The organism is Sinomonas sp. RB5, assembly GCF_054063535.1.
This window is the reverse complement of the sequence record NZ_JBSSGJ010000021.1, coordinates 32607-53629: the sequence shown is the minus strand read 5'-3', so window position 1 is coordinate 53629 and position 21023 is coordinate 32607. Positions and strand designations below refer to the sequence as shown.

Below are 21023 nucleotides of genomic sequence, written 5' to 3'. Positions count from 1 at the left end.
AGACAGCGGCGGGTGGCCGCCGCAGCGCCCGCCCGCGCTATGTGGACAACTCGGCACCGCCAGCACCTCAGCGGGCGGCACCGGCTGCGGCCGCAGCGCCGCCCCCCCCCGAGTACCTCCTCAGCGGGGGAGGTGCCCGCCCGCGCCGCCGCCCGCCGTCGTGCGCTCGGAGCCTGCCGCGCCTGCCCGGTCAGCATCGGACGGGGGCTCCGTGGGCCGTTCCGGCAGGACGACGTACGGCAGCTCGATGACGAAGGTGGAGCCGCCGCCGGGGGTGTCGTGGTGCCGGACGGTGCCGTGGTGGGAGCCGACGATCGCGGCCACGATCGCCAGGCCGAGGCCCGTGCCGCCGGTGTCCCTGGTCCGGGACGAGTCCGCGCGGTAGAAGCGCTCGAAGATCTTCGCCGCGTCCTTCTCCCCGATCCCGGGCCCGTGGTCGCGCAGCTCGAGGACCGCCACGGCCTGCGGCCCGGCGCCGCGCGTTCCCACCGCCACCTCGAGCGGCGAGCCGGGCGGCGTGTACTGCAGCGCATTGCCCACGATGTTCCCCACGACCTGGCGGATCCTCGCCTCGTCCCCGAGGGTGGGTGCAGGGGCCGGGGTGTCCCTGTCGAGCCCCACGAGGCGCACGGTGCGGTCGGGCGCCGTGGCCCGCATGTCCACCACCGCGTCGTGGCCGATCGGCAGGAGGTCCAGCGGCTTGAGCGTGAGGGGCCGCTGCTCGTCGAGGCGTGCGAGGGTCAGGAGGTCCTCGACCATGGCGCCCATGCGCTTGGCCTCGCTCTCGATCCGGCCCATCGCCGTCGCGACGTCCTCGGGCTTGGCCAGGGCGCCGTGGCGGTAGAGCTCTGAGAAGCCCCGGATCGTCACGAGCGGGGTCCGCAGCTCATGGGAGGCGTCGGAGATGAAGCGGCGCATCCGCGCCTCCGAGGCCATGCGCGCCTGGAAGGCGACCTCGATGTGGGCGAGCATCGCATTCAGGGAGGTGGACAGGCGCCCGAGCTCGGTGCCGGGCGCCTCCTCGTCGACGCGCTGGGAGAGGTCCCCCGCGGCGATCGCGGCCGCCGTCTTCTCCACGCGCCGCAGGGGCCGGAAGGCGCGGGTGACCGTCCAGGTGGCGATCGCGAAGACGAGGGCGAGGGTCACGATCCCCACCCCGGCCGTGAGCCCGACGGTGTGCTGGATCGCGTCCTCGACTTCGGTGAGCGGCAGGGCGATGACGATCGTCGCCGGCGTGTTGGAGGCCACGATGCGCACCGGGATCGCGGTGTAGCGCCAGTCGACGGAGCTGACGGTGCCGCGGACCTCGCGGATCTCGCCGTGCTGCTGCATGGCGCGCGCCTCGTCAGGGGTGATCGAGGGGATGTCCGGGCGCCCGATCGACTGGTCGGGCGAGTAGTAGAAGCTCGGCGTGCCGCCCTGCGGGTAGATCACCAGGACGTAGTCCTGCGGGATCATCGGGTTGGCCGTGGTCAGCAGGTCGATGTCCTGGTTGTTCCTGGCGAACTCGGAGGCGTTGTCGAGGCGGGCGTCGAGCTGCCCCACGAGGTAGGTGCGCAGCTGGGTCACGGTGGCTGCCGCCGTCAGGAAGATGGCGCCCGTGAGCAGCACCATCATGATCGCGACGAGCTGCGTGCGCAGCGACGCCCGCTTCCAGGCAGCCAGCACGCGTCAGCGCTTCTCGGCCGTCCGCAGCACGTAGCCCACCCCGCGCTTGGTCTGGATCAGGCCGGGGCCGTTGACGTCGACCTTGCGGCGCAGGTACGAGATGTAGGACTCGACGATCGAGGCGTCCCCGTTGAAGTCGTACTCCCAGACGTGGTCGAGGATCTGGGACTTGGACAGCACCCGGTTGGGATTGAGCATCAGGTAGCGCAGGAGCTTGAACTCGGTGGGGGAGAGGTCGATGCTCACCCCGCCCCGGCGGACCTCGTGCGCGTCGTCGTCGAGCTCGAGGTCGTCCACCCGGATCACCGCGTCGTCGTCCAGCACGGGCTGGGTCCGGCGCAGGACGGCGCGGATGCGGGCCACGACCTCGTCGAGGCTGAACGGCTTGGTCACGTAGTCGTCGCCGCCCACGGTGAGGCCCTGGACCTTGTCCTCGGTCTCGTCCTTGGCCGTGAGGAAGAGGACCGGCACGTGGCGGCCCGCGGCGCGGAGCTTGCGCGTGACCGTGAAGCCGTCCATGTCCGGCAGCATGACGTCGAGGACCACGAGGTCCGGGGACTGCGCCTCGGCTGCGGCGAGGGCCTCGCGCCCGTTGCCCGCGGCGACGACCTCGAATCCCGCGAACCGCAGGGAGGTCGAGAGGAGTTCCCGGATGTTCGGCTCGTCGTCGACGACGAGGAGCTTGGCTTCGTGCTCGGTCTTCTTCACCCGTCCATGGTCTCCCCGGTTTCTGAGAATCGTCTGGAGGTTTGCTGTGCGATGGTCGCGGGTCGCCTCTCAGCTGCCGGGGATCTCCCCGGCGTCGAGGATGCGGTACGCGTACCCCTGCTCGGCGAGGAACCGCTGGCGCTTCGCGGCGAAGTCCTGGTCCAGGGTGTCGCGGGCGACGAGGGCGTAGAACCGCGCCGCGCGCCCGTCCGCCTTGGGCCGCAGGAGCCGCCCGAGCCGCTGCGCCTCCTCCTGCCGGGAGCCGAACGAGCCCGAGACCTGGATCGCGACCGACGCCTCCGGAAGGTCGATGGAGAAGTTCGCGACCTTGGAGACCACGAGGCGGCGCTCCTGGCCGGCGCGGAAGGCATCGAAGAGCCGCTGGCGCTCCTTGACGGGCGTGGACCCGGTGATGACGGGGGCGCCGATGCGCTCGCCGATCTCCGCGAGCTGGTCGAGGAACTGCCCGATCACGAGCAGCTGCTCGTCCGCGTGCCGGGCCACGAGCCGCTCGACCACGTCCGTCTTCGTCTCGCTCGCGGCGCAGAGGCGGTACTTGTCCGCCTCGTCGGCCATCGCGTAGGCCATCCGCTCCTCGCGCGGCAGGTCCACCCGGACCTCGACGCAGTCCGCGGGGGCGATGTAGCCCTGCGCCTCGATGTCCTTCCACGGCGCGTCGTAGCGCTTCGGCCCGATGAGCGAGAAGACCTCGCCCTCGCGGCCGTCCTCGCGCACGAGCGTGGCGGTGAGCCCGAGCCGGCGCCGCGCCTGCAGGTCCGCGGTCATGCGGAAGATCGGCGCGGGCAGGAGGTGCACCTCGTCGTAGACGATCAGGCCCCAGTCGTTCGCGTCGAGCAGTTCGAGGTGCGGGTACAGGCCGCCGCGCTTGGAGGTGAGGACCTGGTAGGTCGCGATCGTGACCGGCCGGACCTCCTTGACGGCCCCGGAGTACTCGCCGATCTCCTCCTCGGTCAGCGTGGTGCGCTTGAGCAGCTCGTCGCGCCACTGCCGGGCCGAGACGGTGTTGGTCACGAGGATGAGCGTGGTCGTGGAGGACTGCGCCATCGCCGCCGCGCCCACGAGGGTCTTCCCTGCCCCGCACGGGAGCACCACCACGCCGCTGCCGCCCGCCCAGAAGTTCTCCGCCGCCACCCGCTGGTAGGGCCGCAGGGACCAGCCGCCGCCCGGGGCCGCCGGCGAGGCGGACGACGCCGGCGCGTCGCCGCCGTCGTGCGTCGCGCCCTCCGCGGGGGTGCTCGGTGCGGCCACCGTCTCCGTCAGGGCGATCGGGTGCGGCGTCCCGTCCACGTACCCGGCACGGTCCTCGGCGGGCCAGCCGATCTTGAGCAGGGCCTGCTTGAGCGCGCCGCGCTGGGAGGAGTGGACCACGGTGGTCTGCGGATCGATGCGCGGGCCGAGCATGGGGGCGATCTTCCTGGCCCGGTGGACCTCCTCGAGCACGGGGAAGTCCTCGGAGCGGAGCACGAGGCCGTGGACCGGGTCCTTCTCGAGCCGCAGCCGCCCGTAGCGGGACATCGTCTCCTCGATGTCGATCAGGAGCGCGTGCGGGACGGGGAAGCGCGAGTACGTCAGGAGCGTGTTGAGGACCTGCTCGGCATCCAGCCCGGCGGCCCGGGCGTTCCACAGCCCGAGCGGCGTGATCCGGTACGTGTGCACGTGCTCGGGCGCGCGCTCGAGCTCGGCGAACGCGGCGATCGCGTGGCGGGCCTCGGTGGACTGGGAGTGGTCCACCTCGAGCAGGATGGTCTTGTCGCTCTGGACGATGAGCGGTCCGTCGGTCACGGGGCGCCTCCTTCCCGAACCGGCCGCCGCGGGCCGCCCGGGGGACGGCCCGCTCAGGCCAGCTCGACGTCGATGATCCGGTGGACGGAGAGGACGCGCTCCGTCTCGCGCTCCGGGTCGAAGACGCGCACCCGGCCGGCCGAGATGGAGACCGGACGGAGCTCCTCGATGCTCGAGTTGCCCAGCGCGTCGACGATGCTCAAGCGTACCGCCCGCTTGAGGCGGATCGCCTTCTGCAGGGTCTCGATGCCCATGGCCGGGGCAGCCTCGTCGCCGGCCGGGCCCACGGGGGACTGCGTCCGCAGGATCGCCAGCTGCGCCTCCACCGCCTCCTGGTCCGGGACGGGCGTCCGGGGCGCGGGCACCGGGAGGACGCCCGCGCCGGCGGCGCGCCGCAGCCGGACCACGGGGTCGAGGGAGGCGTCCACGGCGGGGGAGAGGCCCAGCTCGCGCAGCACGCCCGCGACCTCCTGCGGGCTGGCGTTGCTGACGAGGACCGTCGGCGCGATCTGGGTGAGCCCGAGCTGCCGCGCCGCGGGGTCGGCGAGGACCCCGGCGAGGGCCGCCTCGTCGTCGCTCGCGATGAAGCTTCCCGCCCGGCCCACGCGGATGCGGCCGTGCCGCGCGGCGGTGTCGTCGATCAGGTAGGCCAGGGGCTGCGGGACCGCGGTCGAGGCGTGCTCCGTGAGGAACGCGTGGATCGAGGCCGCGTCCTCGCCGGCGTCCAGGGCCCGGCGGAGGCTGCCGGCCGAGAAGCGGTAGATGGTCGCGGGGCCGCGGCCCTCGGGATCGGCGAGGAGCGCGAGCCGGCGGGCCAGGACCGGGTCGAGGTACCCGGGCGCGACGGCGGTGAGGTCGGCCTGGAGCAGCACCTTCTCGACCCCGGCGGGCAGGAGCTCCGCGAGGCTCGCGCGGGCGGCGTCGAAGTCGTCGCGCAGCACGGCCTCGCCCACGCCGGTGAGGGCGCCGGACCCGGTGACGCCGAGCAGGGCTGCTTCCGCGAGGACCGCGTCGAGCAGGCCCCGCAGCCGGCGCGCGAGCCGCGGCTGGAGCCAGTCGATCCTGGTGCGGATCGACTCGGCGTCCACGACGGGCACGCGACCGTTGGACTGGGCGCTCTCGTGGGAGAGGGCCGCCGCCACCTCGAGGATCCGGCGCCGGACGCTGGGCGCGTCGGAGCGCTGGCCTTCCCCGGACAGCGGCGCAAGCTGGTCGCTGCCCTCGCCGGACATCGCCAGCGAGGCGACCCGGGGGGTGTCCAGCCATACTGTCGCGAGCACGAGCCACTGCTCGGGCCGCGACAGCGCGAGCCATGCCTCGGCCCCGGTGGCGCGCCACGTCGAGGTGTCCGGGTCCAGGCTCAGGACCCTGGACGCGGCCGCGAGCTCGAGCGCGAACACCGCGGCGTCGGCGTCGGTCCGCAGCGTCGCGGTGAGGCGGCGCATCTCGCGCGTGCCCACGCCGCCGGAGCGCAGCGTCTCGATGGGCCGCTCGGCGGCCTCGACGGCGAGGGCGCTCACCGTGCGCAGGACGTCCCCGATGGCCCCGAGCGCGGCGTTGCGGCGCAGGGCGGCCGTGGTGGTCGCGAGCGCGGCCGGCGGCGGGGACATCGCGAGGTCGGGGACGATCCGCCCGCCGCGGAGCGCGAGCCCGGCGGCGCGCGGGAGCTCCACATGCTCGTCGTCCAGGGCCACGAGGAGCCCGTGGGTCAGGAGCCAGTCGACCGGGTTGTCCGTCTTCTTCCCGGGCCGCACCCGGGCAGCGGCATGGGGGACGGCGCCGACCGGCCAATGGGCAAACTTGGCCAGGACTTCGGCGGTGCGCGGCGGGGCGCCGTCGAGCGACTCGGGCAGCGCCGCCCACCGCTCGAGCGCGTAGGCCGCCGCGATGTGGTGCTCGACGGGCTGCTGCTGGCCCTCCGGCTGCAGGGCCGCATTGGCGTTGACGATGCGGGCGGCCTGCTCGGCGAAGACCGCGGACGTCGTGGCGAGGTCCGTGTACGGCCGCCCGAGCCCCGCGGGGTAGCTGCCGAGGACCTCGCGGACGCGGGCCACAGGCTGGTAGTAGCGGCGACGGCTGCCGGAGGCCGAGTGGATCGTGTCCGGCGGATCGGCCCGGTACAGGAGGGCGAGCTGGGAGAGGGTGGCGAGGATGGTCTCCAGCGTTCCGAGCGTCGCATTGCCGACGGCGTGGCGCAGCTCGACGGCGCTGCCGCTGCGGCCCTCGTCCTCGTTCGTGGTGAGCACGAGGGCCTCGAGGACCTCGAGCTCCGGCTTGGTGAGCCCCTCCAGGGCCCGCTGCAGGCTGACCCGGGCGCACGCGCGTGCCGCCAGTGCTGCGAAGTCGGGGACGCCGGGCATGATCAGGTCCGGGCGCGCCAGGAACAGGCGGCGGAGGGAATCGTTGCCGCGGGCCGACAGTTCCTCGGCGAGTGCACGGATCGATGACATGCTAGCGGCGCCTCCGTTCGATGACGGCCCCCACAATCGCTGCCCCCATGAGGATGAATGCCACGGGAAGCCCGTAGAGGGCCAGGGCGCCGACCCACGCCGGCTCGGACGCGCCAGCTGCGGCGGTGCCCAGCGTCACGGCCCAGGCCGCCACCGAGACCACCGCCACGATGACGCCGGCCGCCGTGACGGCCTTGCGCCAGCCGGGTGTGCCGGAGCCCTTCGCGGGCTCGTGGCGCGCCGGAGGGCCGAGGGGGTCCTGATGAGGCACGGATGGCACCATGGCTCCAACCTAACAGCGCCCGGGCCCGGGCGGGGGCAGCGCCCCGACTTTCCGCGCGCGAGCCGGTAGCCTAGATGCAGTACAGCATCCCGCCGGTGAAGAGATCACCTCCCGCGGCCAGCGTCCGCGCTTGCGCCACGGCAGCGGCGCGGGCGTTTCCCTTCGAGTCCTCACAGATGGGGGTTGTGGCAGTGCCAACTGGCAAGGTCAAGTTCTTCGACAAGGCGAAGGGCTTCGGGTTCATCGCGGGCGACGATGGGCAGGAGGTCTTCCTGCCCGGTTCGGCCGTGCCCGCCGACGCAGAGGTCAGGACGGGCACCCGGCTCGAGTACGGTGTCGCGGACGGCCGGCGCGGTCCCCAGGCGCTCTCCGTGCGCGTCCTCGAGAAGCTCCCGTCGGTCGCCCGCGCCAAGCGCATGCCTGCCCGCGAGCTCGCGCCCATCGTGCAGGACCTCGTGAGCGTCCTCGACAACCTCTCCGGGCAGCTGGCCAAGGGCACGTACCCGGAGAAGGGCCACACCATCGCCGCCGCCCTGCGGCGCGTCGCCGACCAGCTCGACGCCTAGCCATGGCCGAGGAAACCTCCCGTTCCCAGCCCGCCGGACCGGCCGGCGCCGTGAAGCGCAAGGCCGGCGTGCCCGTGTGGCGCGTCGGCAAGCCGGACGCGTTCCTGGCCGGCGCGGTGGACACCGCCCGGTCGGCGCTCGCCGACATCGCGCGCCCCGCGGACATCGGCGAGCACCTCGCGGCCAAGAGCGAGGGCGAGCGCGTGGTCACCCACCTCTTCGAGTCCCGCCTCCCCGGGTACCGCGGCTGGCAGTGGTTCGTCACCGTGGCCCGGGTGGCCCGCTCCAAGAGGGCCACGGTGAACGAGATCGGCCTTGTGCCCTCCGAGGACGCCGTCCTCGCCCCCGAGTGGGTGCCCTGGTCGGAGCGCGTCCGCCCCGAGGAGCGCGCCGCGGCCCACGCCGACGCGGGCGAGGAAGCGCAGGATCCCGGGACGCACGACGGCGAGGGCTCGCCGTCCGAGGCTGGCTCGCCGGCGACGGAGGAGACTGCTGCGACGGCGGCGACCGGCACGGCGGCGGAGGTCGCTGCGGAGGCGGACGCTGCCTCCGCCCCAGAGGCCGCTCCGGAGGCCGACGAGGACTGACCCCGGCGCGACCGTCCGCGACTCGCCCACGACCCCGGCGGGCCCCCACCGCTCAAGGTGGGGGCCCGCCGTCGTGCGTCTTCTCCGCCAGTCTTCGCTGTGCGGCGCCGCGCTCTCTGCGGCGGTGGGCCTCAGCCCCGGAGCTGGGCGACGACGTAGTCGATCGCCTGCGTGAGCTTCGTGACGTCGTCCGGCTCGATCGCCACGAACGTGGCGATGCGCAGCTGGTTGCGGCCGAGCTTGCGGTACGGCTCCGTGTCCACGATCCCGTTGGCGCGCAGGACCTTGGCCACCTGGGCGGCGTCCACCGAGTCGTCGAAGTCGATCGTCGCGATGACGTTGGAGCGGTCGGCCGGATCTGCGACGAACGGCGTCGCGAAGTCCGAGGCCTCGGCCCAGCCATACACCCGTCCGGCCGAGTCGGCCGTCCGCGCGGCGGCCCACTCAAGGCCGCCCTGGGCGTTGAGCCACTCGATCTGGGCGTTGAGGCCCACGAGGGTCGTGAGGCTCGGCGTGTTGTACGTCTGGTTGAGCTTCGAGTTGTCGATCGCGGTCTTGAGGTCCAGGAAGTCCGGGATCCAGCGGCCGGAGGCCTTGATCTCCTCGGCGCGCTCGAGCGCGGCGGGGGAGAACAGCGCGAGCCAGAGGCCGCCGTCGGACGCGAAGTTCTTCTGCGGGGCGAAGTAGTACACGTCGCTCTGGGAGACGTCGACGGCGAGGCCGCCGGCGGCACTGGTCGCGTCGATGACCACGAGCGAGCCCGGGTCGGCGCCCTCGACCCGCTGCACGGGGGCAGCCACACCGGTCGAGGTCTCGTTCTGGGGCCACGCGTACACGTCCACGCCCGCCTCGGCGCGCGGGGCCGGCCGCGTCCCGGGCTCGGAGGTGATGATCGAGGAAGCCTCGAGGAACGGCGCCTTGTCCGTGGCCTTGGCGAACTTGGACCCGAACTCGCCGAAGGAGAGGTGCTGGGCCTTGGAGCGCACGAGCCCGAAGGAGGCGACGTCCCAGAACGCGGTGGAGCCGCCGACGCCGAGGATGACTTCGTAGCCCTCCGGTGCGGCGAAGAACTCCTTGAGGCCTTCGCGGACGCTCCCCACGAGGTTCTTCACGGGGGCCTGGCGGTGCGAGGTGCCGAGGAGCGTCGAGCCCGCCGCGGCGATCGCGTCGACCTGCTCTTTGCGGACCTTGGACGGGCCCGCCCCGAAGCGGCCGTCCGCCGGCAGGAGCTCGGCGGGGATCTGAAGCTGGCTGGTATCGCTCACGGGGGCGCCTCCTAGGGGATCCGGGTTGGGGGCGGGGGCTCGAGCCCTCCCGCCCCGGATCAAGTGTGCCGCACCCGTGATGGGGCGTGCGAATCCATCGCGGCCCGGTATCCGGCAGCTAATCTGAGCAGATCAAAATAAGCTAGACTCGCTGTGGGGCGGTGAAGCGCACCGCCCGTCCCGCCGCCAGGAGCCCGCCCCGCGCATGTCCGACCTCATCGATACCACCGAGATGTACCTGCGAACCATCCTCGAGCTCGAGGAGGAGGGGATCACTCCCCTGCGTGCGCGCATCGCCGAGCGGCTCCGCCACTCGGGCCCGACGGTGTCGCAGACCGTGGCGCGCATGGAGCGCGATGGGCTGGTCGTCGTCTCGGGGGACCGGCACCTGCAGTTCACTGAGCAGGGCCACAAGCGCGCCGTCGAGGTCATGCGCAAGCACCGCCTCGCCGAGCGGCTCCTCTCCGACGTGATCGGCCTCGACTGGCCGTACGTCCACGACGAGGCGTGCCGGTGGGAGCACGTCATGAGCGAGCGCGTGGAGCGGCGCCTCTACGAGCTGCTGGGGCGCCCGAGCGAGTCGCCCTACGGCAACCCGATCCCCGGTCTGGAGGCCCTCGGCGGCGAGTCGTCCGGCGGGTTCGGGGACGGAGTGGTCACGCTCGTCGAGGCCATGGGGGAGTACTCGGCCGGATCCCGCGTCGTCGTGTGCCGCCTGGCCGAGCCGATCCAGGTTGACCCCGAGCTCCTCACCCAGCTCGAGGAGGGCGGCATCCGCCCGGGGGCGAAGGTGTCACTCGAGCGGGTCGGCGACTACATCTCCGTGCGGGTCGCGAGCGTGGACGGCGCCCTCGAGCTGCCTGCAGAAGTCGCCTCGCACGTCTTCGTCTCCGTCGGCTGAGGCGTTCCGCGCAGTCCCGTGTGGCCTAGATCGCACAGGTCTTCACACAATCCGACAGAATCTCTACCCGGTGGACTAATTGCTACCGTCCCGTAGTTTGTGAGCGATATCTCACTAAAGGTCACGGCAATGTTACGGTGCTCCGTCATGGGCCTATGCTGGAGGCGGCGGCGAGACATCGGCGCCGTTCCGCCCGCACGCCGAGCTCTGCCAGCGGGAAGGGACCACAGCACCCGACGGCAGAGGCGGGGGACCCACCGACGGCGGCCGCGTGCCGCCTTGGGGTGAAGCCGCAGCACGCTCGGAGTCCTGCCCCGGCGCGGCCGCGCAGGGGCCCCGCGCGGCTGGGCCGAGTCCGGACTCTCTGGCTCGAACCCGACAGCTAACCACGCAGGCGATGACAGAGAGGGAATCGCTTGACCCAGTCAGCCGTGCGCGGCCGACGGCGCGCGGACGTGCCTCCGCGCCCGCGTGCAGCCGTCCCCGTTCCCGGCGCCGCCCGCCGAGGCCGCCGGGCTGCAGAACGCCGTGGCCCGATGCGCCAGCTGGCCGAGATCGCCAGCGTCGCCGGGGTGGGGCAGAAGGCGGGCGTCGCGCTCGCGGCCACCGGCCTCGTGCTCACCGTGACCGTCCCGACTGCCACCCAGGGCGCCGCCGCGACGGCCGCCTCCTCGGACCAGCCGCAGGTCACCGCCGCGGCGGATGCCGTGGTCCCCTTTGCCCGAGCCTCCGTGGGCAGCGCCGCGGACCCGGACGGGCGCCTCAAGCAGATGCTCGGCGCCGAGTCCGCGGGCGGCATCACGCCGGCCCAGGCGCAGCACGCCCTCGCGCCCCGCTCGCCACGATGGAGCGGACCTCGCCGTTCGGCTACCGCGTGAGTCCCGTCACCGGCGCCCCGGACGAGTTCCACCGCGGCCAGGACTTCGCAGCGCAGTGCGGCACCGCCGTGAAGGCGGCGGCGGGCGGCACCGTGACCTTCGTCGGCTGGCACCCCTACGGCGGCGGAAACCGCGTGGTGATCGACCACGGCAACGGCCTCGAGACCACCTACAACCACCTCTCCTCCTTCTCGGTCTCCGTCGGGCAGAAGGTGGAGCGCGGGGCGGCCATCGCACTCAGCGGCACCACCGGCGCATCCACCGGGTGCCACCTCCACTTCGAGGTCATGGTCAACGGCGAGGTCGTTGACCCCAACGGCTGGCTCTGAGGAGACGCCGGCGGGCACTCGCCGTCGTCCTCTTCCCCGCCCCGCAAGGGATCCGAGGGGCTCCCGGGAAACCGCCGTGTCCGTTTCGTGATGACCTGTTTTCTGGCTGTGATCCGAATGTGACATTTCGGGCGCCCTCAGGTAAGGTCGTTCCTGTTCCAGCTCCTACCAAGTTGGAACATCCGGGAAGAACGCCGAGCTCTGCCACTTCCCGGAGCCGTTCGCACATTCCGTCTGGCAGAGGCGGGGGAACCACTTTCGGCCTTCTGTTGTCTGGGAGGCCTTGGGGTTAAGCAGCCTGGCTCCGCCAGGCGGCCGGATACTTTCCATCCGAACCCGACAGCTCACCTCGTAGGCATTGGGAGAGGCTACAACTGTGTCGACTCGCACGTTGACTGCGCGCCATCGCGCCCTGCCGGTTCGCACGAGCCCACTTGAGGCTGTTGCGCACGCGGTTTCCGGCAACGCCGGCACCATCGGCCGCCAGGCGGCGGTCATTGCGGCGGCTTCGGGGCTGATCATCAGCGCCGGACTCCCCGCTCAGGCAGCAGAGACCTCCCGCGAGGCCTCCGCACTCTCCGACGTGGCCAGCGCCTCCGCGCCGAGCGTCGTCGCGTCCAATGAAGCCCAGGTCTCCTTCGAGCGCCCCGCCGTGACTTCGGTGGCGGCGCCGATCGTCGAGACGGCAGCCGGGCAGGCAGCACAGTCCACTGCTCCGGCCGCTTCCCTGGCCCCCGAGGGCAGCCTCAGCGTCCAGTCGTCTGCGCCGCGCCTCGCGGCCGCGGCCAGCGCTCTCGGCTCGACTCTGGCAGGCATCGCCTACACCGGCATCGGCCACCCCTACGTGTGGGGCGGCACGACCCCCGCCGGCTGGGACTGCTCGGGCTTCACTCAGTGGGTCTACGCTCAGGCTGGCATCAGCATCCCCCGCGTCCAGGCCTGGTCCATCATGCACCAGACGGCGACGCCCGCCCCTGGTGACCTGGTGGTCCAGAACGGCGGCGCACACGTGGGCATCTACGTGGGCAACGGGATGATGATCAGCGCTCTCAACCCTTCCCAGGGCACGCTGCTCCATGCGGTGAACGCTACCGGCTCGTCCGTCTTCTACACCCTCAACTGAGACCAATCCGCATCTGGGCGGCGCGATGGACCGTGACCATGGCGCCCCTCCTTCAGGGCTGACCCCCTGCTGCCCTGAAGGACACGAAAACAGAGAGAGAACCCCCTGATATGACCACTCGTGCAGGCATTGCCCGTCACCGCGCGGACAACACCTCCTCGCTGGCCGTCATTGCGAAGGCCGTCACCGAGAACGCAGGCGGCGTCGGCCGCCAGGCCGCGGTCATCGCCGCGGCCGGCGGTCTCGTCCTCACCGGCGGCGTCGCTGCCAACGCCGAGGCGCCCTCGCAGCGCGAGGCCTCCGCCCCGGCCGCACTGGACGTCGCGAACGCCGTCCAGGCCCCCATCTCCGCCGAGGCCAACGCGAACGTGAGCTTCGAGCGTCCGGCCGTCCAGTCCGTCGCTGCCCCGGTCGTCCAGGCCCCCGCCCCCGCGCCGGCCGCCCCCGTCGCCCAGGCAAGCTCCGAGACGCAGGTCGCCCCGGCCCAGGTCCAGGCCGCCGCCTCCACCACGGTCAGCACCCCGGCTGCGAAGCCCGCCGCCTCCTCGGGCATGGGTGCCGCGATCGCCGCCGCCGCGTACGCGCAGCTCGGCGTGGCGCAGGACTGCACGATGCTCGTGACCAACTCGCTGGCTGCCGTGGGCATCCACTACCACGGCTGGCCGGCCGGCTACCTCTCCCTCGGCCGCACCGTGAGCGCCGCCGAGGCGCAGCCGGGCGACCTCGCCTACTACGCCGACGGCGGCATGGGCATGGCCCACATCGCCGTCTACGTCGGCAACGGCATGGCGGTCCACGGCGGCTGGAACGGCGGCACCACCGCGCTGTTCAGCGTCAACGTCGGCTCCGGCCCGGTGTTCATCCGCGTCGGCGGCTGAATCAGCTGATCCTCTGGGGGCAGCGAACGGCCCCAGATCGTCCTCGACGGCGCCCCTTCCCTGACGGGAGGGGCGCCGTCGGCGTCTGAGCCCCACGGGCTCCCCGGGGTCCTCGGAGAGTCCCTGGAGGCCGCCCTCGGGAAGTGTCCGGCAGGTGAAGCTTGGCGGGCGCGTCGGTGCCGACGGCGCCCCCGTTCGTTGAATGGTGCGGCAGTTCAGTACTCTTGGAGAGTCAGCCCGGCTATGCACAGGGCAGCCGGCCCTGTGCCCCTGACCGGGTACGGCCGTGAGGAACGCGCATGCGCACACTCGTTCTCAATGCTGGATACGAACCGCTCGCGGTGGTCACCTTCCGCCGCGCGCTCGTCCTGGTGCTCGCCGGAAAGGCGAGCGTCGTGGCGGAAGACGGCGAGCCAGTCGTCGGACCGCGCGACGTGCTCGGGCGCCCGTCGGTGATCCTGCTCCATCGGTACATCAGGCCACGGCGGACCCATGTGACCGCCGTGAGCAGGCGAGGCGTGCTCCGCCGGGACGCCCACGCGTGCGCGTACTGCGGCAAGGCCGCCCACACGGTGGACCACGTGCTTCCCCGCTCCCGCGGCGGGGGCGAGTCCTGGGAGAACCTCGTGGCCTGCTGCCTGCGGTGCAACAACGTCAAGGGCGACCACACCCCCGCGGAGATGGGCTGGAAGCTGCGCTTCACGCCGTCCGAGCCCGTCGGCGTCGTGTGGCAGATCAAGGAGCTGGAGAAGCCGGTGGCCCAGTGGGGCCCGTTCCTCGCCCCGGAGTCGGCAGCCTGACGCCGCCGCAGGCGGGCGGGAAGACCGCCCGGATCCAGCCGGTGCCCGCCTACGACGCGGTCGTCCTCGCGGGCGGCCGCGCTTCCCGACTGGGCGGCTACCCGAAGCCCCAGCTGGCCTACCGCGGTGCGACCCTCCTCGAGCACGCCCTCGCCGCCGTCGCAGCGGCCCGCTCCGTCGCCGTCGTGGGACCGGCGCCCGGGGAGCCGGGCGGACCGCCGGGCTCGGGCGCTTCCGGCGCCGGAGAACCCGGCCGCGTGCTGTTCACGCGGGAGGAACCGCTGTACACCGGGCCGGTCGCGGCGCTCTCCGCGGGCCTCGAAGCGCTCCATCCCGGGCACGGCGGGGCACCGGGCTGGATCGCGGTGGTCGCAGCGGACCTCCCGCGCCCCGCGGACGCCGTCGCCGCGCTGCTCGAGGCGGCCTCCGCCGAGCCCGACTGCGACGGGATTCTGGGCGAGGACGCCGACGGGCGCACCCAGCCCCTCCTCTCGCTGCTCCGCCGGGACCCGCTGGTGCGCGCCCTCGACGCGCTGGCCCGCGACGGCGGCCTCGCCAACCGTCCGATGAAGCACGTCATTGCTAGGCTGGGCCTGCTGCCCCTGCGGCTGCCGCCGGGTTCCTCGGCCGACGTCGACACCTGGGACGCCGCGCGGCGTTGGGGCATCGAGGGCCCGGACGTGCCGGGCCGAGCGCCACGGCAGGAGGATGCCCATGAGTGACCCAGAGAAGGACGCGCTGCTGCGCGCGTGGTGCGCGGAGCTCACGCAGGAGCTCGGGCTCGGAGACCTCGACGTCGACATCGACGCGGTCCTGGGGCTCGCCGGCGTCGCCGCCCACTCAGTGGTGCGCCCCGCCGCCCCCCTCACGACCTTCCTCGCGGCCTACGCAGCCGGCCTCGCGGCCGGGAGCGGGCGGGCCGAGCCCGCCGAAGCCATGCAGCGAGCAGTGGCCGAGGCCCTCGAAGCCGTGAAGTCCCGCAGGTCGGCCGGGACCGAGGAATGACCCCCGGCCCGGACGCGGCCGGCCCCCAGCACGCACTTCACCTCACGTGGTCCGAGGCCCGTGCCGTCGCCAGCGCGGCGGCCAGCCCGCTTCCGCCCGTAGAGGTCCCGCTCGCCCGGGCCCTGGGCCGCACCCTCGCAGGGCCCCTCACGGCGCTGCGGGACATGCCGCACTACACCTCCTCCGCGATGGACGGATGGGCCGTGTGCGGCACCGGCCCCTGGATCATCGCCGAGCCCGGCGAGCCGCTCACCGCCCACCAGGCCGTTCCCATCGTCACCGGCGGAGCCCTGCCGCCGGGGGCTCGTGCCGTGCTGCGGCGCGAGTACGGGGAAGTGGCCCCGGACGGGGAGGGCCTGCCCCACCTGCGCCTCTCCGCCGGCGCGCCCCCCGGGGCCCCCAGCGGCGGCGCGGACCTCCGCCCGGCCGGTGAGGAGGCCCGCGAGGGGGAGACCCTCCTGAAGGACGGGACAGAGCTCGGGCCGGCCCAGCTGGCCCTCGCAGCCCTGGCCGGCCATGACACCCTCCGCGTCGCAGGCCGGCCGCTCGTCAAGCTCGTGCGCACCGGCGGCGAGGTCGTCGAGAGCGGACTGCCCGGTCCGGGCCTCGTCCGCGACGTCTTCAGCTACCTCATCCCGCCGCTCCTCGAGGCCTACGGAGGCATCCTCGTAGCCCACGAGAAGATCGGCGACGACGCCGCCGAATGGGGCGCAGCCCTTGCCGACCGGCCCGAGCGGGGGCCGGGTGTGCCCGACGGAGGCGCGGCGGGGTCCGACGGCGGCGCGGCGGGGGAGCCCGGTCCCGCGGACGTCGTGGTCACCACGGGCGGGACCGGAAAGGGCGGATCCGACCACCTGCGGGACATCGTGGCGGCGATGGGCGGCCGCCTCCTCGTCGACGGTGTGGCGATGCGCCCCGGGCACCCCACCGTGCTCGCCGAACTGCCCGACGGGCGCTTCTTCCTCGGGCTGCCGGGAAACCCCCTGGCCGCGGTCGTGGGCCTCGCGACCGTGGGGGAGCCGCTGCTCGCGGCGCTGTCGGGCCGGACACCGGTGGAGCCCATCGAGCTTCCCTCGGGCGAGGCCTTCGAGCCGGAGCTCAGGCGCACCCGGGTGATCCCCTTCAGGCGCATGTACGGCATGGCCTCGCCCGCGGCCGGGATCGGGTCGGGCATGCTGCGCGGGCTCGCCCGTGCCGACGGCTTCATGGTCGTCCCGCCCCACGGTCTCGAGCTCGCGGCCCCCGTGCCGTGCCTGCCGCTGCCGTGGGGTCGCCCCCTCGGCGGCCACGCGCCGTCGTCCGCGTCCCCCGCGCAGAAGGCGAGGCCGAAGCGGCGCCCGGCGGCGTCCAAGGACCCGGTGGACTGGAGCGCGCTGGACGCCTGAGGCGGGTGCCGCGGCCGCCGTTGCGGCGGGCGCGGGACAATAGATGCCGAGGCACGTGCCTCGACCCGATGTGAGGAGGGCGCCGTGGGCCGGCTGAGCCAGCGCCGCAAGGTGCACAAGTACGTGCTGGGCAGCGAGTACCCGGTCCGGCACAAGGAGGACGTGCTCGCCGTCGAGGAGCCGCTCGAGATCCGGCTGACCGGTCCCGCGGGGACCATGACGTACAGCGTCACGATGCGCACCCCCGGCGACGACTTCGACCTCGTGGCGGGCTTCCTCGTCTCCGAGGGCGTGATCTGGGAGGCGGACCAGCTGGTCTCGGAGCGCTTCTGCGCCGGCGAGGACGAGGAGGGGCGCCAGACCTTCAACGTGGTCGACGCCCAGCTGCGCCCCGGCGTCGCCGTCCCCGAGCTCGGGCGGAATGTCGTGACCTCGAGTGCCTGCGGCATCTGCGGCACGGATTCCATCGAGTCAGTCCGACGTACGTCGCGCCACAGCCCGGCCCAGGATGCCGTGAGCGTCCTCCCCGAACTCCTGGCAGGGCTGCCCGAGCGCCTGCGCGAGGCCCAGGCCCTGTTCGACAAGACCGGCGGTGTCCACGCCGCGGGGCTCTTCTCCGTGCACGATGCAGGAACCCGCGCCGAGCTCGAGTGCCTCCGCGAGGACGTGGGGCGGCACAACGCCGTCGACAAAGTGGTCGGATGGGCGCTGCGCGAGGGCCGCCTGCCGCTCTCCGGCACGGTCCTGCAGGTGTCCGGGCGCGCCTCGTTCGAGCTCGTGCAGAAGGCCGCCATGGCCGGGATCCCGGTGCTCGCCGCCGTGAGCGCGCCGTCCACGCTCGCCGTCCAGCTCGCCGAGGAGGCCGGTGTGACGCTCATCGGCTTCAGCCGAGGCTCCGGCTTCAACGTCTACGCGGGACACGAGCGGCTCTCCGCCTAACCCCTTCCCGTTTCGGGTACGCATCTCGTCGGGTTTTCGCCGTTTCGGGTACACGTCCCCCGTCGACCAGGTCGGGGAACGGGCGGCCCGGGAGGAGCGCCGGGAGGGCCGGAGCGGTGAGGAGGCGCGACGGCGTCTGCGGGCCGTGCGCGCCGTCGTACCCGAAACCCGGAAAGCGCGACGAGATGCGTACCCGGAACGGGGCGGGGGTGGGGCGTTTCCCTGCGAGGGCTCGTGCGGTAGCGTGGGGCCAGGATTAATCAACTGATTGGACATTCCGTGCATGACGATCGGCTGATCACCGAGGCCCGGATCCACCGTTTCCTCCGCGAGCGGCTCGCCCCTGCCGTTTATCGCCGCACACTGCCGCTCACCGCGGAACGATGGGACGCTCCCGGAGAACCCGTGGGCCTCGAGCACGTGCTCGCGCAGCGCTTCACCCCGACGGGCCCGGGGGACCGCTGGGGTCCCGCCTGGTCCACGACCTGGCTGCACCTCGCCGGCCGCGTGCCCGAGGGCTGGGGCGGAGAGGGCGCGGACCTCGAGGTGCTGGTGGACCTCGGCTACACCGACGAGCTGCCGGGATTCCAGTGCGAGGGCCTGGCCTGGCTGCCGGGCGGTGAGATCGTCAAGGCGCTCAATCCACGGAACCAGTACGTGCCGCTGGCCGCGCTGGGAGGGGGCCCCGCGATCGACTTCTATGTCGAGGCCGCCGCCAACCCGGACGTCGCCCAGGGCTGGACGTTCCAGCCGACCGGGCTCGGGGAGCGCGCCACGGCGGGCCCTGAACCGCTCTACCGCCTCGGCCCGCTCCTGCTCGCCGAGCGGGACGTCGCCGTCTGGGAGCTCGTGCAGGACGTGCAGGCGCTGTGGGGGCTCATGCACGAGCTGCCGGACGACAGGCCGCGGCGCCACCTCATCCTCCGCGCCCTCGAGCGCATGGCGGACTCCGTGGACCCGTACGACGTCGGCGGCACGGCTGCCGCTGGCCGCGCGGCACTCGCCGGGGTGCTGGCCTCCCCGGCCGAGTCGAGCGTCCACCGGATCGTCGCCACGGGGCACGCGCACATCGACTCGGCGTGGCTGTGGCCCGTCCGCGAGACGCAGCGCAAGTGCGCCCGCACGTTCGCCAACGTGGTCGCGCTCATGGACCAGGATCCTGAACTGACGTTCGCGTGCTCGTCCGCCCAGCAGCTCGCGTGGATCCGCGACGGATACCCGCAGCTGTTCGAGCGGATCAAGGAGAAGGTCGCGGACGGGCGCTTCGTGCCGGTGGGCGGCATGTGGGTCGAGTCGGACACCAACATGCCCGGCGGCGAGGCCATGGCCCGGCAGTTCGTGGAGGGCAAGAGGTTCTTCCTCGAGGAGTTCGGGGTCGACTGCCAGGAGGCGTGGCTGCCCGACTCGTTCGGGTACTCGGCGGCGCTTCCGCAGATTGTCCGGGCCGCCGGGAGCCGATGGTTCCTGACCCAGAAGATCTCCTGGAACCAGGTCAACCGGTTCCCGCACCACACGTTCCTGTGGGAGGGGATCGACGGCTCGCGCGTGTTCACGCACTTCCCGCCGGCGGACACCTACTCCTCCGAGCTGCGCGCCGCCGAGCTCGCCCACGCCGAGCGGACCTTCCGAGAGCACGGCCGGGCGGGCGTGTCCCTCGTGCCCTTCGGCTTCGGCGACGGCGGCGGCGGCCCCACGCGCGAGATGATGGCCTCTGCCCGGCGGTACCGCGACCTCGAGGGCTCCCCGCGCGTGGACGTCGGCACGCCCGCCGGCTTCTTCGCCGAGGCCGAGGCCGAGTACGCGCACCCGCCGGTGTGGACGGGGGAGATGTACCTCGAGAAGCACCGCGGCACCTACACGGCCCAGGCGCGCACCAAGGCGGGCAACCGGCGCAGCGAGCACCTGCTGCGCGAAGCGGAACTCTGGTGCGCCACCGCCGCGGTCCGCGGGGGCGCGGAGTACCCGGCCGAGGAGCTGCGCCGCATCTGGCGCCTGGTGCTGCTGCAGCAGTTCCACGACATCCTCCCCGGCACCGCCATCGCCTGGGTCCACCGCGACGCCGAGCGGAACTACGCCGCGATCGAGCGGAACCTCGAGGCGCTCATCGCCGACGCCGCCGCCGCCCTCGTCGGCCCGGGCAAGAACGAGATCCTCCTCAACGCCGCGCCCCACGCCCGGGCGGGCGTGCCCGCGCTCGGGGGCGGCGTCGGCCGCCCGGGGCGCCCCGCCGAGCCGGCGGGCAGCGCGGTGCGCCCGACGCCGGCCGGCGGCTGGGCGCTCGACAACGGCACGGTCCGCGCGGAGGTGGACGCGCGCGGCCTCCTCGTCTCCCTCGTGGATGCCGCGAGCGGCCGGGACGCGATCGAGCCCGGGGCCGCGGGCAACCTGCTCGAGCTCCATCGCGACACCCCCAACGAATGGGACGCGTGGGATGTCGACGAGTTCTACCGGCACACCGTCGAGCGCCTCGACGAGGCGGTCTCGGTGGCCCCAGCGGAGGCCGGCGCGGGCGAGGCAGCGCTGGAGGTCCGCCGGGCGTTCGGTTCCTCGACGGTGCGCCAGCGGCTGGTGCTCGCTCCGGGAGCGTCGGGCCTGCGGATCGAGACGGAGGTGGACTGGCACGAGCGCCAGAAGCTGCTCAAGCTCGGGTTCGGCCTCGACCTGCGCGCGGACCGCAGCGCCGCCGAGACCCAGTTCGGGCACGTCTTCCGTCCCGTTCCGGTCAACACGTCCTGGGACGCGGCCCGCTTCGAGGTGTGCGCCCACCGCTGGGTGCACGTGGCCGAGCCGGGCTACGGCGTCGCGATCGCGAACTGCACCGCCTACGGCCACGACATCACCCGCGCGGTCCGCGAGGACGGGGGCACGACGACGACCGTCCGGCTCTCGCTGCTGAGGTCCCCGCTCTTCCCGGATCCCGGGGCGGACGCGGGGATGCACCGCTTCACCGTCACGGTGACGCCGAACGCCGGGATTGCCGAGGCCGTGCGGTCGGGCTACGAGGCCAACCTGCCGCTGCGCTCCGTGCGCGGACAGCGCGAGATCGTGCCGCTCGTGGCAGTCGACCACCCTGGGGTGGTGGTCGAGGCCGTCAAGCTCGCCGAGGACGGCACCGGCGATGTGATCGTCCGGCTCTACGAGGCCTACGGGACGCGGACCTCCGCGACGGTGCGTGCGGGCTTCGAGTGCACGGGCATCGAGTCCGTCGACCTGCTCGAGCGGCCGATGGGCGGCAACCACCTGCCCGGGGTCCGCGGCGGCGCTGTGACCCTCACTCTGCGCCCCTTCCAGCTGCTCACCCTGCGGCTGCGGCGCGCGTGAACGCTGCATCACGGGGCTTAAAAGACTGAGTGGTGGCGGCCCGAAGGCCGCCGCCACTCATCCCCCCAATGAAGAACAAACCGTGTCCCCCTGACAGGTCGTGTTCACACATTCATCATTGTGGCATGGAGTAA

17 protein-coding genes, 1 pseudogene and 1 riboswitch are annotated in these 21023 nt (G+C 73.1%); of the genes and pseudogenes, 12 read left to right on the top strand and 6 right to left on the bottom strand.

What is annotated here, in order from left to right; all coding sequences use genetic code 11:
• Window positions 1–120: 120 nt before the first annotated feature.
• The 5 genes from ACVWWH_RS18785 to ACVWWH_RS18765 form a co-directional block, all read right to left on the bottom strand.
• Window positions 121–1668, bottom strand: a complete 1548-nt coding sequence (locus ACVWWH_RS18785; RefSeq protein ID WP_457317610.1) for a sensor histidine kinase — start codon at window positions 1666–1668, stop codon at window positions 121–123.
• 3 nt (window positions 1669–1671) lie between these two features.
• Entirely contained in the window at window positions 1672–2376 is a 705-nt protein-coding gene (locus ACVWWH_RS18780; protein WP_066496202.1) for a response regulator transcription factor, read from the bottom strand.
• 69 nt (window positions 2377–2445) lie between these two features.
• Window positions 2446–4179: a DNA repair helicase XPB gene (locus ACVWWH_RS18775; protein WP_457317609.1), complete on the bottom strand. Its 1734-nt coding sequence runs from the start codon at window positions 4177–4179 to the stop codon at window positions 2446–2448.
• A 53-nt stretch (window positions 4180–4232) separates the two neighbouring features.
• Complete coding sequence (locus ACVWWH_RS18770; protein ID WP_066496213.1) at window positions 4233–6629, bottom strand: helicase-associated domain-containing protein; 2397 nt, start codon at window positions 6627–6629, stop codon at window positions 4233–4235.
• Between the two features lies 1 nt (window position 6630).
• Complete coding sequence (locus ACVWWH_RS18765; protein ID WP_141305766.1) at window positions 6631–6900, bottom strand: hypothetical protein; 270 nt, start codon at window positions 6898–6900, stop codon at window positions 6631–6633.
• Between the two features lie 203 nt (window positions 6901–7103).
• Here ACVWWH_RS18765 and ACVWWH_RS18760 point away from each other — a divergent pair, with 203 nt between their 5' ends.
• Together ACVWWH_RS18760 and ACVWWH_RS18755 are read left to right on the top strand one after the other, a co-directional pair.
• A complete protein-coding gene (locus ACVWWH_RS18760; RefSeq protein ID WP_066496221.1) occupies window positions 7104–7478 on the top strand; it encodes a cold-shock protein in 375 nt (124 codons plus the stop codon).
• Window positions 7479–7480: 2 nt separating this feature from the next.
• Complete coding sequence (locus ACVWWH_RS18755) at window positions 7481–8065, top strand: DUF3027 domain-containing protein (protein WP_457317608.1); 585 nt, start codon at window positions 7481–7483, stop codon at window positions 8063–8065.
• 131 nt (window positions 8066–8196) lie between these two features.
• Here the strand turns inward: ACVWWH_RS18755 and serC are convergent, their stop codons facing one another.
• Window positions 8197–9330 carry a phosphoserine transaminase gene (serC, locus tag ACVWWH_RS18750; RefSeq protein ID WP_066496226.1) on the bottom strand — a complete coding sequence of 378 codons (1134 nt, stop codon included), beginning with the start codon at window positions 9328–9330 and terminating at the stop codon, window positions 8197–8199.
• A gap of 205 nt (window positions 9331–9535) precedes the next feature.
• On the opposite strand from serC, the gene ACVWWH_RS18745 reads away from it, so the two are divergent.
• From ACVWWH_RS18745 to ACVWWH_RS18700, 10 genes and pseudogenes are all read left to right on the top strand, one after another.
• The gene (locus ACVWWH_RS18745; protein WP_066496228.1) at window positions 9536–10231 is read left to right on the top strand and encodes a metal-dependent transcriptional regulator; all 696 of its coding nucleotides are present in this window, start codon (window positions 9536–9538) and stop codon (window positions 10229–10231) included.
• Window positions 10232–10647: 416 nt separating this feature from the next.
• A pseudogene (locus ACVWWH_RS18740) lies at window positions 10648–11438 on the top strand (M23 family metallopeptidase).
• A 205-nt stretch (window positions 11439–11643) separates the two neighbouring features.
• Window positions 11644–11810: riboswitch (cyclic di-AMP (ydaO/yuaA leader) on the top strand.
• 19 nt (window positions 11811–11829) lie between these two features.
• The gene (locus ACVWWH_RS18735; protein WP_229710918.1) at window positions 11830–12561 is read left to right on the top strand and encodes a C40 family peptidase; all 732 of its coding nucleotides are present in this window, start codon (window positions 11830–11832) and stop codon (window positions 12559–12561) included.
• 110 nt (window positions 12562–12671) lie between these two features.
• A complete protein-coding gene (locus tag ACVWWH_RS18730) occupies window positions 12672–13439 on the top strand; it encodes an NlpC/P60 family protein (protein ID WP_066496231.1) in 768 nt (255 codons plus the stop codon).
• Between the two features lie 299 nt (window positions 13440–13738).
• Window positions 13739–14239 carry an HNH endonuclease gene (locus ACVWWH_RS18725; RefSeq protein WP_066496234.1) on the top strand — a complete coding sequence of 167 codons (501 nt, stop codon included), beginning with the start codon at window positions 13739–13741 and terminating at the stop codon, window positions 14237–14239.
• Entirely contained in the window at window positions 14203–14961 is a 759-nt protein-coding gene (locus ACVWWH_RS18720; protein WP_457317607.1) for a nucleotidyltransferase family protein, read from the top strand. Before ACVWWH_RS18725 ends, ACVWWH_RS18720 begins: the two co-directional genes overlap by 37 nt.
• Complete coding sequence (locus tag ACVWWH_RS18715; protein WP_457317606.1) at window positions 14954–15244, top strand: DUF6457 domain-containing protein; 291 nt, start codon at window positions 14954–14956, stop codon at window positions 15242–15244. Before ACVWWH_RS18720 ends, ACVWWH_RS18715 begins: the two co-directional genes overlap by 8 nt.
• A complete protein-coding gene (locus ACVWWH_RS18710; protein WP_457317605.1) occupies window positions 15241–16629 on the top strand; it encodes a molybdopterin molybdotransferase MoeA in 1389 nt (462 codons plus the stop codon). Before ACVWWH_RS18715 ends, ACVWWH_RS18710 begins: the two co-directional genes overlap by 4 nt.
• 84 nt (window positions 16630–16713) lie before the next feature.
• Entirely contained in the window at window positions 16714–17568 is an 855-nt protein-coding gene (fdhD, locus tag ACVWWH_RS18705) for a formate dehydrogenase accessory sulfurtransferase FdhD (RefSeq protein ID WP_457317604.1), read from the top strand.
• A gap of 279 nt (window positions 17569–17847) precedes the next feature.
• Window positions 17848–20889: an alpha-mannosidase gene (locus tag ACVWWH_RS18700; protein WP_457317603.1), complete on the top strand. Its 3042-nt coding sequence runs from the start codon at window positions 17848–17850 to the stop codon at window positions 20887–20889.
• Window positions 20890–21023 lie beyond the last annotated feature (134 nt).

Bases quoted from the DNA above. Each gene is read 5' to 3' on its own strand.
- ACVWWH_RS18715 (WP_457317606.1), top strand. From the start codon at position 14,954: ATGAGTGACCCAGAGAAGGACGCGCTGCTGCGCGCGTGGTGCGCGGAG.
- ACVWWH_RS18710 (WP_457317605.1), top strand. From the start codon at position 15,241: ATGACCCCCGGCCCGGACGCGGCCGGCCCCCAGCACGCACTTCACCTC.
- ACVWWH_RS18770 (WP_066496213.1), bottom strand. From the start codon at position 6,629: ATGTCATCGATCCGTGCACTCGCCGAGGAACTGTCGGCCCGCGGCAAC.
- ACVWWH_RS18730 (WP_066496231.1), top strand. From the start codon at position 12,672: ATGACCACTCGTGCAGGCATTGCCCGTCACCGCGCGGACAACACCTCC.
- ACVWWH_RS18755 (WP_457317608.1), top strand. From the start codon at position 7,481: ATGGCCGAGGAAACCTCCCGTTCCCAGCCCGCCGGACCGGCCGGCGCC.
- ACVWWH_RS18745 (WP_066496228.1), top strand. From the start codon at position 9,536: ATGTCCGACCTCATCGATACCACCGAGATGTACCTGCGAACCATCCTC.
- ACVWWH_RS18725 (WP_066496234.1), top strand. From the start codon at position 13,739: ATGCGCACACTCGTTCTCAATGCTGGATACGAACCGCTCGCGGTGGTC.